The sequence below is a fragment of the Haliscomenobacter sp. genome, assembly GCF_965225875.1.
GTDB lineage: Bacteria > Bacteroidota > Bacteroidia > Chitinophagales > Saprospiraceae > Haliscomenobacter.
The window spans coordinates 1-17,269 of record NZ_CBDDBS010000003.1 but is presented as its reverse complement, the minus strand read 5'-3'; the positions used below and the strand labels follow the sequence as shown (position 1 = coordinate 17,269).

Here is a 17,269-nt window from a genome sequence, read left to right as displayed (position 1 = left end):
AAACGATGCTGATGGGTGCCTTTCATCTCTCAAAATGAAGGGAGATTATTATATTTGATGGTATTTAAAATTATTACCATCATGGCAGAAAATGCGTTCCCCTGGAGCAGTTTAGTACTCTCCGAATTCACCAGCTCCGACAACGCAACCCTTTTTTATCACCATCAACCCGCAACTGAGCCTAAGGGATCAGTTGTCATAACTTTGGCATGGAACATGTCGCCCGATGTATGTTCACCATTGCTTTTGACCAATGCATTGATCAAGCGATATTACAATGTGTACATCTTTATCGTCCGTGGGTATCAAACAAATTCTACTTATGGAAATTCTGTAGACAGGTGTGCTGTTGATTTACAGGAATTCATCAACCATTGTAAAATTGGGAATTTCATCGCGATGGGCCATTCTATTGGTGTAGCCATATGGTGGCAATACATGTTGATTTACGGGCAAAGCAGGATTTCAAAATTTGTCTTAATCGACGAGATGACGGTTTTGCTGCAAAATCCCACTAACACTCCTGATCAAAACCTTGACTATGGCTCCATCGTACCTTTAAATGGTTTATTCGATGCGTACAACAAACTGATCAAGGGGGATTATTTTTCTCAGCAGTTTAGGGAAGAACAAATCAAGCTCCAGTTTTCAGATGAATTTCATACAGAACAGCCAGGTATCATTGACTTGATTTTCGAAAAAGTCAACCGGTATAGTTTGACATCTACGGCCCAAATCCTGTTTTCAAACCAAACCAACAATTGGATTTACAAATTACTCAACCACCAAATCGACATTCCAACCTATTTATTTTGTGGACAAAACAGTGTAGTTCCTTACCAATCGGTATTTTTTCAACAACAGTTTTATAAAAAAAGTCAAATTCATCTCTTTACAAATGCCAAAAGCTCTCACTTTGCCTGGATGGAGAATTACGCTGAGTTTAATACAATTTTGAACAACTTTATTTTTAGCTGACCCCTGCGATTTAGGAAAAACGTAATCCCAAAACTGTAGTATAGATCTCGTTTTACTCATTTTCAAATTCTTCCTTTTGGTTTAAGCCCAAAATCACCCTCTGGTTCTACACCATTGGGGCCAAGCCCCTGCATATTTGTAGCATTCACCTAAAATGCTACAAATCATGAAATTGTCTAGTTTTCTTTTAATGCTAAGCCTGTCCCTGCTATTTTCCTGCCAAAAAGAAGAGGGAACCTCTACCCAAAGCTTCAAAACCGGAAAAAACCGCTTCACCCTTATTGCGGATGGTGTAGAACGTGAATATTATGTCCACGTTCCGAAGGGCTACACCGGAACGAGTGCCACTCCGGTCGTCATCATGTTTCACGGAAGCAACCAAAGTGGAGAACAGTTTTACAACATTTCAGGCTGGAAGGAAGTGGGCGAATCCGAAAACATTCTTACGGTTTACCCCTCTGCACTAGTCTATTGCGTTACAGAAGATGGAGTCACTCAGACCATCAGCAAATGGAATTCATTGCCCGGCGGGGCCGATTTTTGCCCCAATGCGGTACTCAAAGATGACCTCAAATTTATGCGGGCCATGTTTGCCGATTTGGGTGCCAAATTCAAAGTAGACGCCAAACGCATTTACACCGTAGGGTTTTCCAGTGGTGGCCAGTTCAGCGCGACCTGCGCCGTTAAACTTTCCGACCTCATTGCCGCAGCGATATCCTGTGGAGGTGGTGGCGCCTTGCCCCGAGATTCTGTTTATACCCCAGTGCGTTTGCTGCCAACGATGTTGTTTTTTGGCAATATGGACGGAAAAATGATCAAAGGAGTGGGGTTACCGGCAGGGAGCGCGGTACCGATGGGCTTTACCCAATTGTACAAAGATTATCCCTACCTCTATGCAGTCCAGCCTAAACCCTATATCAATACGTTTAAACTCAAGGAATCCAGTTATACCACTAGTGGCGACCCAAATTCTGTGGTAGTTGCAGATTACCAAGGCTTGTCCGGTCGAGCAGACCATGTCTTTAAAATGGTTGAAGTTAAAGGATTAGAACATGAATACCCGAATGGGATTAACCACCCAATGAAAGCTGCCGTTTTCCATTGGGCCTGGTTCAAACAATTCAGCTTGCCTTAGTTTTATGGAGGCGCGTTGAGGATTGGGGTGAAATGCAACAAAGCCAAGCTACAATTTGGTATTTCATCGTTCCATTCCTATACTTGTAGGCCTTCAATGCACCAAACCATAAAACCAAGTTCAAAATGAGTCCTGTTTTTCCTCGACACCTGAAGCATTTTCGCTGGCTAGTTTGTTTCCTACTGGCCGGATTTTTCCTCAACAATAGTCATGCTCAGGGCACCCGCCTCTTGCGCCAACCCAGCCTTAGCGAAAAACACATAACCTTTGTTTATGGCGGCGACCTATGGATAACCGACCGCACGGGAGGTGAAGCCCGCCGCTTGACCAGTACCGCGGCGGTAGAAAGTGACCCTCACTTTTCTCCCGACGGTCGCTGGATCGCTTTTACTTCTGATCGTACTGGCTCAAATTCAGTGTACATCGTCTCCATCGATGGTGGCACTCCTACCCGTCTGACCTGGCATCCATCCGCTGCTTTTGCCCGAGGCTGGACCAATGATGGAAAACGGGTACTCTACGCCTCTTCCCGCGAAACCGCCCCCAGCGCATATAACCGCCTTTGGACCGTTGCAACTCAGGGTGGCCCCTCTACCCTAATCCCTGCGCCCTGGGGCTTTGATGGCTCCTATGCCCCCAATCAAAACCGCATTGTGGTGGATCGCATGAGCCGCTGGGACGTAGAATGGCGCGAATACCGCGGCGGTCAAAACACATCCTTATCCATCCTGAATCTGGATGATCTGAGTGAGACACCCATTCCTTGTGAGCGCAGCACCGATACCCAACCTTTGTGGCTCGGCAATACCATCTACTTTTTGTCAGACCGTGACTGGACTGTCAACATTTGGGCTTACACCCCCAGTACAGGTGCTTTGGTTCAAAAAACCAAGTTCACGGGTAGCAATGTAAAGTGGCTCTCGGGTGATAAGGGCACCCTGATTTTTGAACGGGATGGCTACCTACACACCCTGGACGCCTCCTCAGGAAGCCCTAAACAACTGGAGATCACCGTGTGCGGCGATTTCCCCTGGGCGGAAACCCGCTGGGAAAACGTCAACAAACGGGTCAGTAATGCGGCCCTTTCTCCAACGGGTAAAAGAGTAGCCATGGAAGCCCGCGGCGAAATCTTCACCGTCCCCGTGGCCAATGGCGACGCCCGCAACCTCACGCGCAGCACTGCGGTGGCCGATCGTGCACCAATCTGGTCGCCCGATGGCAATCGGGTTGCCTGGTTTTCAGACGCCAGTGGCGAGGGTTATGCACTGCTCATTGCCAATCAGGATGGCCTGTCTGCTCCGCGCAGCATTTCGATTGGGGAATCAAAAATGGCCTGGGAACCCACTTGGTCGCCCGATGGCAAACGCATCGCTTTTTGTGATGACGATGTGCGCATTCGGGTAGTGGAAGTAGAATCTGGAAAAATCATTACCGCCGACATAGGTGGGCTCAACATTGAGCGTGGCTCCCTGGGCCTCAATTGGTCGCCTGATTCCAAATGGCTGGCCTATGCCAAAACAGCAGCCAACAATTTCCGGCGCATCATGCTGTGGTCGGTGGCTACTGGCACCAGCCGCCCGCTGACCGATCCCCTTGCCGATGGTTTTGCACCAGCCTGGGATCGTGGGGGTCGCTACCTGTACTTTTTAGCGAGCACCGAAGTTGCGCTGGGTTCGGGTTGGGCCAATACCAGCTCCACCCAGTCCAATCCGGCCTACGGTGCCTATGTCGTTGTTTTGCGCAAGGACGATCCTTCTCCTTTTCCCCTAAAAAGTGACGAAGAACCTGACACCACTGGTGCTGAAAAAAAAGCAGTAAAACCGGAGAAAAAACCCAGCAAAGATTCGGTTGAATTGGTACGCATTGATTGGGAAAAAATCGACCGCCGCATCCTCGCTTTGCCCATGCCGGTACGCAATTACGGTGCCGTCCAGGCTGGACCTAAAGGCTCCGTGTTCATCGGTGAGGAGATACCCAATTCTTCAGGCATGCTGTTGCATAAATTTTCAATAGAAGACCGAAAAGCCAGCGAGTTTGCGCGTGGCGTGCAAAGGCTCTCCGTGTCCGCGGATGGTGAAAAGATCCTCCTGCAATCGGGTGGTTCCTGGCGGGTGGTTGGCACGGCCAAAGCCCCTACCCCTGGCGAAGGTGGCCTGGCCATTACCTTGCGCATGCAACTGGATCGGGTGGCCGAGTGGCAACAAATGTTCAACGAAACCTGGCGCTACGAACGCGACTATTTCTACGATCCGAATATGCACGGGCGGGATTGGCAGCAGGTCAAGGCCCGTTATGCGCCGCTCATTCCCTACATCCGGCACCGCAGCGACCTGAATTATGTGTTGGATCAGGTGAATGGAGAGTTGTCGGTTGGCCATAGTTTTGTCTCTGGTGGCGATTTTCCGGCAGTGGATACCGTTCGGGTTGGACTTCTAGGTGCGGATTTGGTTGCCGAGAATGGTTTTTGGCGCATCAAACGGATATACACGGCAGAAAGCTGGAACCCGGGGCTCCGTGCACCACTCGATCGCCCCAACCTCAAGGTGCAGGAAGGGCATTATCTAATGGGAGTCGATGGGATACCCCTCACCGCTGCCGATGATCCCTACCGCTGGTTGGATGGCACTGCTGGCCGGCAAACCGTCCTCCAAATCAACGACCGCCCCTCCATGGATGGGGCCTGGAAAGAGATTGTCGAACCCATCGCCAACGAAAATGCCTTGCGGCAACGCGCTTGGGTGGAAGACAACCGCAGAAAGGTAGATGAACTATCCGGCGGGAAACTGGCCTACATCTGGATTCCGAACACAGGTGAACCAGGTCTGGTCTCCTTCAATCGGTACTTTTTTGCGCAGCAAGACAAGGAAGGAGCGGTCATTGATGAACGCTTCAATGGTGGTGGTTTGCTCGATGACTACATGGTAGACCTGATGACCCGCAAACTGCGGGCAGCTTATACGAATGAAGTGCCGAATGGCGCTCCAGGTCGTTTGCCAGCGGGCATCCTCGGCCCCAAAGCACTACTCATCAATGAATTGGCTGGCTCTGGCGGGGACTTTTTTCCGTGGGTTTTCCGGCACCAGCAAGCCGGGCCGCTCATCGGAGTACGCACTTGGGGCGGATTGGTAAAATCTTCGGTGCATTATGCCTTGATCGATGGTGGCCGGGTAACCGCTCCCGACAATGGCATCTTTGACCCCAATGCCAAGCGCTGGATTGCCGAAAACGAAGGCGTTGCCCCGGATATTGAGGTAAAAATCACCGCAAAATCTACTGCGGAGGGGCGTGATTTGCAATTGGAAAGGGCAGTGAAAGAAGTCCTGGATTTGCTCAAACAACAAGGGCCAATCAAGGTGACGGTACCTCCTTATTCCACGCCTGCCAAGCATTGACAGAAAACGATGAACATTAAAGATTTTTCTATCGAAAGGTACTTTGCCAAATATGAATTTACGGCAAAGTACCTTTTATCGAGTTCGGATTGTGATGGGTTCCCCATGCAGTATGTCCTCGATTTGGCCTCAGATGAAGAACGAAAAAGCTGGGAGACCTTAAAATTGGGCTATACTGAAACCCGGGGTAGCCTGCCATTGAGGAAGGCCATCACGCAGCATTATCAGCACATTACGGTTGACAATGTAGTGGTTAGTTCTCCCGGTGAGGCCAATTTTGCATTGATGAATGTCTTGCTAGAAAAAGGTGACGAGGTGATTTGTATGTCACCCATGTACCAATCTTTGTACCAAGTGGCCATAAGTATTGGGTGTAAGCTGGTTTTTTGGAAAGCGGAAAACCAGAACAAGCAATGGTATTTTGATCCTTCTCTATTGGAAAGTCTGGTCACGGCCAAAACGAAATTGATCATTACCAATTTTCCACACAATCCAACGGGCTATTCCCCAAGTGTTGAGGATTGGGACGCCATCATCGGCATTGCCAGGAAACATGGCATCGCCTTGTTTTCGGATGAAATGTATCGTTTTCTCATCCACGATCCCGGCAACGACACCCGTTCTGCTTGTGATTTGTATGAAAACGCCATCAGTTTGTGGGGAACGGCCAAAACCTTTGGCCTGGCTGGCTTAAGATTGGGTTGGTTGACCAGCCGCAATACCGAGATCCTCAGCAAAGTCGAAGCCTTTAAGGATTATCTGTCCATTTGCAACAATGCGCCAAGTGAGGTATTGGCAACCATTGCACTGAACAACCAAGCTAAATTCGTCGAGTCCAATATCCAGAAAATAAGCAAAAACCTGGAGCTTTTCAAAAGCTTCTGCACAAGGAATGCCCATTTCCTCGAACTCCCAATGCCCAACTCTGGTTCAACCGCTTTTGTAGAGTTGAAAATAAAGGAGACAGCGATGGACTTTGCGGAAAAATTGGTTCAAGAAACCGGTATCATGATCTTGCCTTCAGAAACCTTTGACTTTGGCAGCAAACATACCCGAATTGGTTTTGGACGGGAAACTTTTGCGGAAATTCTGGGTATTTTAGAGCAATACATCAATAGGCTTGAGGCGATTTGATTACCAAGCAATTGGTTAATCTTAGGCACAACGACCAGCGGCAGAGCCGCCAAAACGTCTGTAGCTCAAGGAACGAAGATATATTTTAAGGTACGTAGTACCGCAACTGTTGCCATTTGTTTCGGTGCTCTGCACCTTAAAAGCATTGCACGGTCTAAATGCTACAGACGTTTTGGCGGCTCTGCCGCTGGTCGTTGCCCCCAAGCTTTTAACTTATTGATAACCAATTGTTTCCAAGCTAATAAATAACTCCCGACATGAGTAAAGCGGAACAAGCCGCCTACGAAGCCTACATGCGAAAATGCCTCGCACTTGCCCAAATTGCCAAGGCCAGAGGAGACAGCCCGGTTGGTTCCATTTTGGTGCAAAACGGAAAAATAGTAGGTGAAGGCATTGAAGGTGGAAAGACCCATCGTGACATCACTTTTCACGCTGAGATTGAAGCCATCCGCAATGCGCGGACTAATTTAGGAAAAACCGACCTATCCGACTGTATTTTGGTGACCACCCACGAACCTTGTATCATGTGCTCCTATCTCATCCGGCACCATAAAATACAACTGATCATTGTGGGATTAAGCACGGGAGAAATTGGGGGTTATAGCTCAGCGCTACCCTTGTTATTGGACAAAAGCATCAGCAAATGGGCTGAGCCCCCGAAGATTATTGAAGGGATTTTGGAGGAGGAGTGCCGAGCATTATTCTAACTTTGCGAAGTTTTGCTAAAATCGAAAGTAAAAAAATGAAGCGCCGGAAGTTTTTGAAAAAATCCCTACAAACTGTACCAGTACTCTGGACAACTCCGTCCATTCTTTCCTCTTGCAAAAAGGAAGAAACGAGCATCAATAAAACGGTAATTGTGGTTGGAGCGGGAATCGCAGGACTGGCCGCTGCCCAACAACTCAAAAGCAAGGGCTTTACTGTAACCCTTCTGGAAGCACAAGAAAAAGTGGGTGGACGATTGCGGAGCAACCGAAGCCTGGGCATCGCCTTCGATGAGGGAGCGAGTTGGATTCATGGCATCACCAAAAATCCAATTACAGATCTGGCCGAAAAGGCGGGAATGCAGTCTTTTTATACCGATGATTCGAGTCGGAAGTCCTACGATGTTGGCGGCGTATTGCGCAAAACTACTGTGTATGACCAAGTGGAAGATGAATTCTACGACATGCTCGATACCCTGATGAAAAAAGGCAGCGCCACCCAAAGTTTTCAAACGGTATTTAATGCCCAATACCCCACACAGGCCAAAGACCGCCTTTGGAGGTTCTTTTTGTCCACTTACCTTACTTTCGATACCGGAGACCTGAATCAATTGTCGTCTTTGCTTTACAACGAAGGTGAAGAATTCAAAGGCATTGAAAAAATAGCGACCAATGGGTACGATACCATCGCCAATTATTTAGCCCGTGGTCTGAGTGTACAACTGAATCAACGGGTTACCAAGATTGATTACACTGGCACCAAAGTCCAGGTAACGCACAATGGCCAAACCAGTACCGCCGATTACGTGATCCTGACCGTACCCCTGGGTGTATTAAAAAAAGGAGTGATCCAATTTGTGCCTAATTTGCCCAGCGCCAAACAAAACGCCATCCAGAAGATTGGAATGAGCTGTGTCAACAAGTTTTTGCTGACCTGGCAAACTGCCTTTTGGGACGATGTCCAATACCTGTCTTATACGCCTGAAGCTACCGACAAATTCAACTATTTCGTAAATGTCAAAAAGTTTCATCCTGCCAGCAATGCCTTGATGACCTTTGCTTATGCTGATTACGGAAGGCAAACCGAAACCATGACGGATGCACAGGTTACGGAAGCCATCATGGCCCATTTGAAGGACATGTACGGCAGCGCTATACCCAATCCGACCAATCTCTTGCGCACCAAATGGAACAGCAACGAAAACACCTACGGTGCCTATTCTTTCACCGCTGTTGGCACTGAAATGCGCCATTTTGAAGATTTGGCTGCTTCTTTGGACGACAAGTTGTTCTTTGCAGGCGAGCACACCGAAGTTGATTATTTTTCAACGGTACACGGTGCTTATTTGAGTGGATTGAGGGAGGCGGGTAATATCATTGATTTGCAGTGAATCCTTATGATTAAAAATACCGCAAACATTCGACAAAGACAATCCTCCCCTTTTTTGCCAATCCAAAAAATCCTGCTAGTTTTGAAACTCACCTCTATCCTAACCATTTTAGTATGAAAAAACTGTTGTGGGTGATTTTTGTCCTGGTGCTGTGCAATAGCCTTCAGGCTCAAAATCCAAGTACGTATTCCAATCCTTACGAAGCCAAATACTTCGAAAAATTCAAATGGCGCAACATTGGCCCCCTACGTGGCGGGCGCTCCCTGGGTTGTACCGGAAGTCCCGGGCGACCCAATGAGTACTATTTTGGCGCTACAGGCGGCGGTTTGTGGAAAACCACCGATGGCGGCCAGGAATGGGCCCCTGTTACCGATGGAAAAATCACTTGCTCCTCAATCGGCGCGGTGGCCGTAGCCGAAACCAATCCCGATGTGGTGTACATTGGAGGCGGCGAAACCCAGTTGCGGGGTAGCATCACCCAGGGCGACGGGGTTTACAAATCCACCGACGGTGGTAAAAACTGGCGGCATTTGGGTTTGAAAGAAACCCAGGCCATTTCCCGCATTCGGGTCCACCCCACCAATCCCGACATCGTGTACGTGGGCGCACTAGGCCACCCCTATGGCGACAATGAAGAACGGGGCTTGTTCCGCTCCATGGACGGAGGCAATACCTGGAAAAAGATCCTTTACGTCAGTCCAAAAGCCGGGGTAGCCGACCTCATCATCGATCGCAAAAACCCAAAAATCATTTATGCCACAACCTGGCAAGTATACCGCAAAACCTGGAAAATGTGGGGCGGCGGGCCCGACTGCAAACTCTGGAAATCGGTCGACGGTGGCGATACCTGGATTGACCTGAGCCGCAACCCGGGTATGCCTACAGGAACCTTGGGCAAAATCGGCATTACGGTGTCTCCCGTAGACAACAACCGCCTTTGGGCCATCGTCGAAGCCAATGATGGTGGCGTTTACCGCTCCGACGATGCAGGCTGGTCCTGGAAAAAGGTCAACGATGAACGCAAACTGCGCCAACGTGCCTTTTATTATTCCCGCATCTATGCCGACCCATTTGATAAGGATGGCGTTTATTGCCTCAACGTTGATTTTTTCAAATCCACCGATGGTGGGGTCAAATTTGACAAACAAATCAACACCCAACACGGGGACCATCACGACCTGTGGATTGACCCCAATAATCCCATGCGCATGATCATCTCCGACGACGGCGGAGGTGTAGTTTCTGTCAATGGGGGCGAAAGCTGGACGGAACAAGACTATTGTACCACCCAGTTTTACCACGTGGCCGTTACCAACGACATTCCCTACCATGTAACCGGGGCGCAGCAGGACAACAGTACCCTGGCCATGCCCAGCGACGGCTGGGATTTTATGCAAGGGGGAGGGCCCAATCACGGCTGGTATTATGAAGTAGGTGGAGGCGAAAGTGGTTACATCGCACCTCACCCAACCAACAAAGATCTGTTTTATGCGGGTAGCCAAGGGGCACTACTCACCCGCTACGACCGCAGCAACGGGCAAGTTCGGGACATTCAAGTCTACCCTCGCTTTTTTTCTGGCGAACCAGCCAGTGCATTGCCTGAGCGTTGGCAATGGACTTACCCCATCGTTTTTTCACCCAAAGATCCTAACGTGCTTTACACTTGCTCTCAGCACGTGTGGCGCACCAAAGATGACGGGCAAAGTTGGGAAAAAATCAGTCCTGACCTGACCTACGCCGACCCGGAAACCCTAGGGCCAACTGGTGGTGAAATCACCAAGGACATGAATGGGCCAGAGATTTACGCTACCGTATTTGCCCTGGCCCCTTCCAACCACGACATCAGCACCATTTGGGCTGGTTCTGATGATGGCAAAATCCACATCACCCGCGACGGAGGTAAGTCCTGGCAGGATATCACACCAAAGGATTTGCCCAAAAATTCCGTTGTGGCCATCATTGACGAATCCAAACACCAGCCAGGTACCGCTTATGTAGCCGCCTTCCGCTATCAGGTAGACGACCGCCAGCCTTACGTGTTCCGCACCCGCGACTTCGGCAAAACCTGGACCAAAATCGTCACCGGCATCGCCGATGGGCACTTTGCCCGGGCGGTACGGGAAGATCATGTGCGGCCAGGGCTATTGTTTTTGGGCACTGAGCACGGTGTGTATGTATCCTTTGATGCTGGCGATCACTGGCAACCCTTGCAATTGAACTTGCCTGATACACCCATTCGCGATTTGGTGATTAAGGACAATGACGTGGTACTGGGTACCCATGGACGCGGATTCTGGATTCTGGACGACATCCATCCTTTCCGCCAACTGACGCCCGAGAACCGCAAGCAGGCAGCAATATTGTTCAAACCAGCCGATGCCATGCGGGGAGTAACTCCTGCCGTATTCCAATATTACTTGCAGGAAAAAATGGACTCTGTGAAAATTGAAATCCTGGATGCGCAAGGGAAATTGATCCAGGCATTCAAAGGAGACAATGCTCCAAGAGGTAGTGGTGGAGGCCCTGGCACTGGCCAAAAGCCGGGTATTGAAGCCGGGCTCAACACTTTTTCCTGGAACCTGCGTTACCCGGGGGCTACTGTCTTTGAAGGTATGATCCTCTGGGGAGCACGCCCACAAAATGGGCCTAAAGCACCATTGGGTCAGTACCAGGTGCAATTCACCGCTGGCACTTACAGCCAGACTTACCCTTTCCAAATCCTGATGAACCCGAACCTGAAAGGCATCACTGCAGCGGATTTGCAGGAGCAGTTTGAGGTAGCCATGAAAATTCGGGACAAGGAAAGTGCAGGCAACGAAGCAGTGATCCGCATCCGCAACTTGCGCAAACAAATGGAAGCGCGGATGAAGGAAACGACTGATGCCAATTTTACAGCTGCTGCCAAGGATTTGAATGCCAAACTCACCGTCATTGAGGAGGATTTGTATCAAACCAAAAACCAGAGCGGGCAAGATCCCCTGAACTTCCCAATCAAGTTGGGCAACCGCATCTCAGCAGTGCGCCGTAGCCTGGAATCTGGAGATGCCAAACCAACCGCGGGTGTTCACAAGGTTTTTGCAGAATTGAGCAAAGAACTAGAGGGGCATCTAAGTAAATTGGAGACTACCATTTCGGGAGCGCTACCGGGCTTGAATAAGCAGTTGACCGCTTTGCAATTGAAGGAGATCAAGGATAAAGCTGAAAAATAAACAGTTGCTCAAAGTGGGGAAACCTGGGGAAATCGTCTTAATTTCGACACTAAATCCCCTGTTTTTCAGGAATTAACCAAAGCGGTATTTTTTAAGCACAAAGAAAAAAAAGAGGACACAATGGACACAAAGTTAGACGTTGACGACGCTTCACTTTGTATTCTTTGTGTCCTCTTTTTTTCTTTGTGCTAATTTTTGTCCTTAGTGGTAACATTCGAAGAAACCACTATTCACTCTTATTTGAAGTGAATATTATAGGTAGCTCCAAGCCCTACATGTGGGATATTCCCACCATTGAGCGGCTTGCGGAATACCTCATTGTAAAAAGCGAAGAGGTTCCAATCGTAGTTGTGATACCCCAACTGTGGTTTGATAAAAAAGCCTCCTTCTGAGTTACCCGCGCCAGTAACAAAACTGTGACCAGCATCCGCTCCTACAAAAAAGCCTTCCCGGTCGGGATACAAACGGAGAAATACCCCGAGTGGAACGGTGCCGAAATCATTTAAAACGCCCTTGCCAAAAAAGTGGTTGTACCCTAAGCCAAAACCAATCCCCACGTGGTCGGTTTCCATAAATTGGGCTTTTAGATCAAGTCCGCCTACAAAATTGCTAATGTTGGAAATTGAACCAGTAGGGGCACCAAGGTTAACACCAAATTTCAGCCAGGAGTTATTTTTATTGATTTCATCTGTCTGCCCGGATAAATTGCCACAAATCACCATGCTTGCCAGCAATCCCAAAAGTAAATTTTTCATAAGTAGTGCTTTTTGGTTTATGACACCACATCCAATGTTGTTCCAGGGTAATTATGGCCCATTCCGGCAGCAATAAGGTTTTTTACCTGCCAGATTGGGGCTTTTTTTGCCCAAAGTGGGAAATCAAGCGCCTGATCCAAATATTTTCTACATTAATTTCCTGCCTTCAAAAAATAAACTAGCTTTGAACTTAGCATTTGTCAAAGCTTTATCTGTCAAATCGTAATCTATCAATCCTTCACAAAAAAAGTTCAATGGAAGTTTCTAGCGCTCCGAAACGGGTAATTCTCCACGAAGATTGGGCCTCTGTCGCCATCGGATTCACCATTATAGCACTGGCCATAGGTTTGTTTGTTCTACCCGCACCAGAATATGGCTGGAAAACTGGGTCAGAATTGTTCACTGGAGTTTTTTCGGGAGCCAATTTGGGCAAAATAGCTGCCCAGTTTTTATTCGTCTATGTTGGAGGAATGCTTGGCGTGTTGCTGACCGGCGGGAAGTTGAGCGCATTTTTGAAGGGATTTCCACTTTTATTTTTACTGACCCTGGTTGCGCAAGTCCTTGCGGGCAATGGTTTTATCAAATCCCTCAATTTGGAGGCCGTGATTTTTAGTTTGCTCCTAGGCTTGATCATTCGGCAGGTTTTTGAATTACCAGCCTGGTTCAGTGCAGCACTAACTACGGAACTATTTGTCAAAATCGGTTTGGTGCTTTTGGGTTGTAGTGTCATTTTTTCTGATATCCTCAAAAACGGTACCCTGGGCTTGATCCAGTCGCTGGTAGTGGTTTTTAGCGTATGGTACTTTTCATATTGGTTGTGCCGCCGTTGGAAAATTGATGAAGAAATGTCCTTTATGTTGTCGAGTGCGGTGTCCATCTGTGGAGTGTCAGCTGCTATTGCTACGGCGGGTGCCATCAATGGCGACAGCAAGAAACTGTCCTTCGTGGTGTCGGTAGTACTCATTGTAGCCATCCCCATGATGATTTTTATGCCGATGTTGGCCAATTACATGCAGTTGTCGCAAGAAATCACCGGGGCCTGGTTGGGCGGTACCATTGACACCTCGGGTGCAGTGGTTGCTTCGGGCACCATGGTCGGTGAAAAAGCGCTGGAGGTAAGTACCATCGTGAAGTTTTCACAAAACGTATTGCTGGGTATTGCCGCCTTTTTCATCAGCTTGTACTGGACTTTGACGGGCAAACAATCCGAAGGCATGGCAGTTGAGAAGCCTACTGTTAAGGTAATTTGGGATCGTTTCCCCAAGTTTGTATTGGGTTTTCTGGTAGCCTCTATGGTCTTTTCTTTCCTGTTGGAGCCCGATACGGTCAAGGAAGTAAAAGGTCATTTAAAGAATATACAAACTTTGTGGTTTGGTTTGGCTTTTACGAGTATTGGTTTGGAAACGAAGTTTTCGGACTTGTTTAAGGATGGGTTTAGGAAGCCGTTTTGGGCCTTTTTGATCGCTCAATTCTTCAACATTATAGTTACCCTGATTTTGGCTTATCTCTTGTTTCGGTAGAAAATGTAAAAATACGATTTGCATTTGCAAAAACAATACCTTAATTTTGGTTGCATATACAACTATTTATGCTGCAAAACCCAAACAGCCTTTCTGAGAACCCCTTGTACCTCGCTGGTGAATTGACCCATCGCTTCCACAAGCGACTTACCCATGCATTTCGTAAAGCCAAGGTGGGTGTCACCGTCGAGCAATTCAGCGTACTCGCTCTACTCTACTACCAGGATGGCTTGACCCAGCAGGAAATTGCCGAAGCACTGGGACGCGACAAGGCGACCATCACCCGCATTTTGCACATTATGGAAAGAGAATTGCTGCTAGAACGAGCTGATGATGCCCTGGACAAACGAAGCAAAAGGGTAGCCCTTACTGCCTTGGGCAAACAGAAGCAAGAAGAAATGGTCCAAATTTCAGGAGCCTTGTATTTTGAAATTTTGGCGGACATTCCAACGGAGCAAGTGCAATTGGCTTGCAATACCCTGGCTCAAATGCTCAAACAGGTTTAAAAAAATTTACCACAACAGTTGCATATACAACTAAATATTTTGCAAACATGAAAACATTATTATCAAGGATAGGCCGCTGGCTACTGATGAGCATCGGTGCTATGCTGTGCTGGATTCTGGGTTTTGGCCTGAGTCAGGCATTATTTAAAGCTCCGCTTCCTGATACGGGAGAAGATCCCAGTAAAACACTGGGTCTTTTATTAGTGATGTTGCTCTTTGAAACTGGGGTATTACTTTGGGCAATTCGCTCAGTGGAGGGCAATAAAGTTCAGCGGTTTTTGACAATTTTCAGTTTGTTGTTTGGGACCCAGTTTGTGATGAGTCAAATTGAAGCCTGGGCATTTCAGTCAGCCGTTGGAATGAGCTCAAAAGAGATGGCACAAACGGTGGTGGGTGGTTTTTTGTTTGCATTGCAGCTTTCAGCCCTGTTGGTATTTACTCAAAAGGGTCAAGTTCAGGCAGCTTCAAATGGGTCTTTGATCCATCTTAATGTAGCTAAAGTTTTGCTTCTGGTTGTGGCGGTATATCCCCTGCTCTATTGGTTGGCCGGTTATTTTATTGCCTGGCAGTTCCAGTCCATTCGTCACTATTATACAGGTGCGGCCAGCAACGAGGGCATTGCAGCAGGTTTTTTAGGATTTTTTAAATATGGATTGTATTTTCTTCAAGTGGGAAGAGGCTTTTTGTGGTTTCTCTTGGCCTGGCCTTTTTTATTCTATTTTAGAGGAAGCCACTTGCAAGGCGGGCTGATACTAGGAGCATTGTTCAGCGTTTTACATTGCGCACAATTGTTGCTGCCCAATCCTTATATGCCTGAAGAGATTCGCTACCCACATTTGTTGGAAACGGCGAGTTCTACTTTTGTTTGGGGATTTTTGGTGGGGTGGGTACTTTTGGGGAAGGCTTTGAAAAGACACAATGAATCTGAATGAATCAAAAGCGACACTTTTAAGCACAAAGGACACAAAGGCAGCACAAGGAACACAAAGCAAAGCGTCGTCAACGTCTAACTTTGTGTTCCTTGTGCTGCCTTTGTGTCCTTTGTGCTTAAATACTTAGTGTTCCCCTTATGCCGAGAACGAAGTTCCACAGCCACAAGTTTCCTTGGCATTTGGATTATTGAAGGCAAAGCCACGGTTTTGCAAACCATCCAGCCAGTCAATTTCCATTCCCAGCAGGTAAATGGCGTGGCTTTTTTGCATCAATACGGTGATGCCTGCGATCTCGTAAGTGGAATCGTTGTCTTTGGGTTCATCGAATCCCAACATATAGGAAAAACCTGAGCAGCCTCCACCTTTTACGCCAATGCGTAGGGCGTAGTGATCAGGAATATTTTGTTCCGCTTTGATGCGTTGTAGTTGTTTAACGGCGCCAGCGGTTAGGGTAATCGGTTTTGCTTCAGTCAAAACTTCGCTCATGCTGTAGTTATTTAGATTGAATCTACGTGCAAAGATACAATTTTTGAAACACCAGCATTGCTTTTTTGGTTGTGTGTACAAGAAAAATTTCAGGAAAATCGTTTGAAGCCGCTACCTTTGTATCCGTTTTTATCAGAAAAAATACCACCATGGATTTGATGCCCGCTTTGCTTGAGGTTTTGAAATTTGCCATTGCAGCCTTGATTGTGTACGCCATTTTCAAAGATTTATTAAAAAGTTACTTTGAATCCAAGGCAGCACTACCCCTCCCCGTTCAACAAACTCCAGCAGCACTTCCCATCAATGATAACCTGCTTACCATACGTTTACAAGCTTATGAACGCATGGCCCTTTATTGCGAACGCATTGCCCCCGAAAACCTGCTGATGCGCCTTCGCCCTGACGGCGTAAACGTTGCCGAGTACAAATTGGCGTTGATGTTGAACATTCGGCAGGAATACGAGCACAATGTCACCCAGCAAATTTACCTCTCGCCACAATTGTGGCAAATCATCAAAATGGCTGGGGATGATACCTTAAATGTAATTGCCCATGCATCCGAAGGTTTGGACAACAAAGCTGATGCACGCCAATTGCACGACAACATCATCAGTATTTCGTCCCAACGTGGTGGTGGTGCTTCTGAAAAAGCTTTGCAAGCTCTGAAAACCGAGGTGGCTAGCTTTTTGGGATAAAATGAATGACGAATGACGAATTTTAAGGTAGCCCCATATTACTGGACATTTTGCTCGGAGGACATCAATTGCCCCTGGCTTCAGCCTGGGGGTATAGGAATCGCTAGAATTTGGGCTTATGAAGTTTTTTGAAATAACCGTTCTCCAATCTTAGGTTCGAAGCGCATGAATTGCCTCCAGCTTTAGCTGGTGGATAAGCAGCGAACTCTAGTTTTGGGCTTATGAAGTTTTTCGTAAAAAACGATCTTTGAAATATTGGTAACTTAGCATCAAAAAGAGGAGAGATGAGAATCTATCTAACCTTGAGCGAAGGGGAAAAAGAAGCCTTGGAAGGCCTCTTGAAACGTTCACCCAAGCCCTATCTTCGAGAGCGAGCGAGTGCCATTTTACAAATTGCGTCTGGTTCCTTTGGCAACGAAGTTGCAAACAAAG

The 17,269-nt window shown here is 47.7% G+C and carries 13 protein-coding genes; 11 read left to right on the top strand and 2 right to left on the bottom strand.

What is annotated here, in order from left to right; all coding sequences use genetic code 11:
- Positions 1-81: 81 nt before the first annotated feature.
- The 7 genes from ACO08K_RS20565 (at position 82) to ACO08K_RS20535 (ending at position 11,943) form a co-directional block, all read left to right on the top strand.
- The gene (locus ACO08K_RS20565; RefSeq protein WP_421798346.1) at positions 82-978 is read left to right on the top strand and encodes an alpha/beta fold hydrolase; all 897 of its coding nucleotides are present in this window, start codon (positions 82-84) and stop codon (positions 976-978) included.
- A 166-nt stretch (positions 979-1,144) separates the two neighbouring features.
- Positions 1,145-2,113 (top strand): alpha/beta hydrolase family esterase, encoded by a 969-nt coding sequence (locus ACO08K_RS20560; protein WP_421798345.1) that lies wholly within the window; start codon positions 1,145-1,147, stop codon positions 2,111-2,113.
- Positions 2,114-2,238: 125 nt separating this feature from the next.
- On the top strand, positions 2,239-5,505 hold the full coding sequence (locus ACO08K_RS20555; protein WP_421798344.1) for a S41 family peptidase: 3,267 nt from the start codon (positions 2,239-2,241) through the stop codon (positions 5,503-5,505).
- Positions 5,506-5,514: 9 nt separating this feature from the next.
- Positions 5,515-6,639: an aminotransferase class I/II-fold pyridoxal phosphate-dependent enzyme gene (locus ACO08K_RS20550; protein ID WP_421798343.1), complete on the top strand. Its 1,125-nt coding sequence runs from the start codon at positions 5,515-5,517 to the stop codon at positions 6,637-6,639.
- 257 nt (positions 6,640-6,896) lie between these two features.
- On the top strand, positions 6,897-7,346 hold the full coding sequence (locus tag ACO08K_RS20545) for a nucleoside deaminase (protein ID WP_421798342.1): 450 nt from the start codon (positions 6,897-6,899) through the stop codon (positions 7,344-7,346).
- Between the two features lie 35 nt (positions 7,347-7,381).
- A complete protein-coding gene (locus ACO08K_RS20540) occupies positions 7,382-8,734 on the top strand; it encodes a flavin monoamine oxidase family protein (RefSeq protein WP_421798341.1) in 1,353 nt (450 codons plus the stop codon).
- Positions 8,735-8,847: 113 nt separating this feature from the next.
- Entirely contained in the window at positions 8,848-11,943 is a 3,096-nt protein-coding gene (locus ACO08K_RS20535; protein ID WP_421798340.1) for a VPS10 domain-containing protein, read from the top strand.
- A 236-nt stretch (positions 11,944-12,179) separates the two neighbouring features.
- Here ACO08K_RS20535 and ACO08K_RS20530 read toward each other — a convergent pair whose 3' ends face one another.
- The gene (locus ACO08K_RS20530) at positions 12,180-12,698 is read right to left on the bottom strand and encodes a hypothetical protein (RefSeq protein WP_421798339.1); all 519 of its coding nucleotides are present in this window, start codon (positions 12,696-12,698) and stop codon (positions 12,180-12,182) included.
- Between the two features lie 254 nt (positions 12,699-12,952).
- On the opposite strand from ACO08K_RS20530, the gene ACO08K_RS20525 reads away from it, so the two are divergent.
- The 3 genes from ACO08K_RS20525 to ACO08K_RS20515 all read left to right on the top strand — a co-directional run bounded on the left by ACO08K_RS20525 (position 12,953) and on the right by ACO08K_RS20515 (position 15,656).
- The gene (locus tag ACO08K_RS20525) at positions 12,953-14,218 is read left to right on the top strand and encodes a YeiH family protein (RefSeq protein ID WP_421798338.1); all 1,266 of its coding nucleotides are present in this window, start codon (positions 12,953-12,955) and stop codon (positions 14,216-14,218) included.
- A 68-nt stretch (positions 14,219-14,286) separates the two neighbouring features.
- Entirely contained in the window at positions 14,287-14,724 is a 438-nt protein-coding gene (locus ACO08K_RS20520) for a MarR family winged helix-turn-helix transcriptional regulator (RefSeq protein WP_421798337.1), read from the top strand.
- A 47-nt stretch (positions 14,725-14,771) separates the two neighbouring features.
- Positions 14,772-15,656 carry a hypothetical protein gene (locus ACO08K_RS20515; protein ID WP_421798336.1) on the top strand — a complete coding sequence of 295 codons (885 nt, stop codon included), beginning with the start codon at positions 14,772-14,774 and terminating at the stop codon, positions 15,654-15,656.
- A gap of 135 nt (positions 15,657-15,791) precedes the next feature.
- On the opposite strand, the gene ACO08K_RS20510 is transcribed toward ACO08K_RS20515, so the two are convergent.
- On the bottom strand, positions 15,792-16,142 hold the full coding sequence (locus ACO08K_RS20510) for a HesB/IscA family protein (protein ID WP_421798335.1): 351 nt from the start codon (positions 16,140-16,142) through the stop codon (positions 15,792-15,794).
- Positions 16,143-16,291: 149 nt separating this feature from the next.
- Here ACO08K_RS20510 and ACO08K_RS20505 point away from each other — a divergent pair, with 149 nt between their 5' ends.
- Positions 16,292-16,837: a hypothetical protein gene (locus ACO08K_RS20505; RefSeq protein WP_421798334.1), complete on the top strand. Its 546-nt coding sequence runs from the start codon at positions 16,292-16,294 to the stop codon at positions 16,835-16,837.
- Positions 16,838-17,269: the final 432 nt, after the last annotated feature.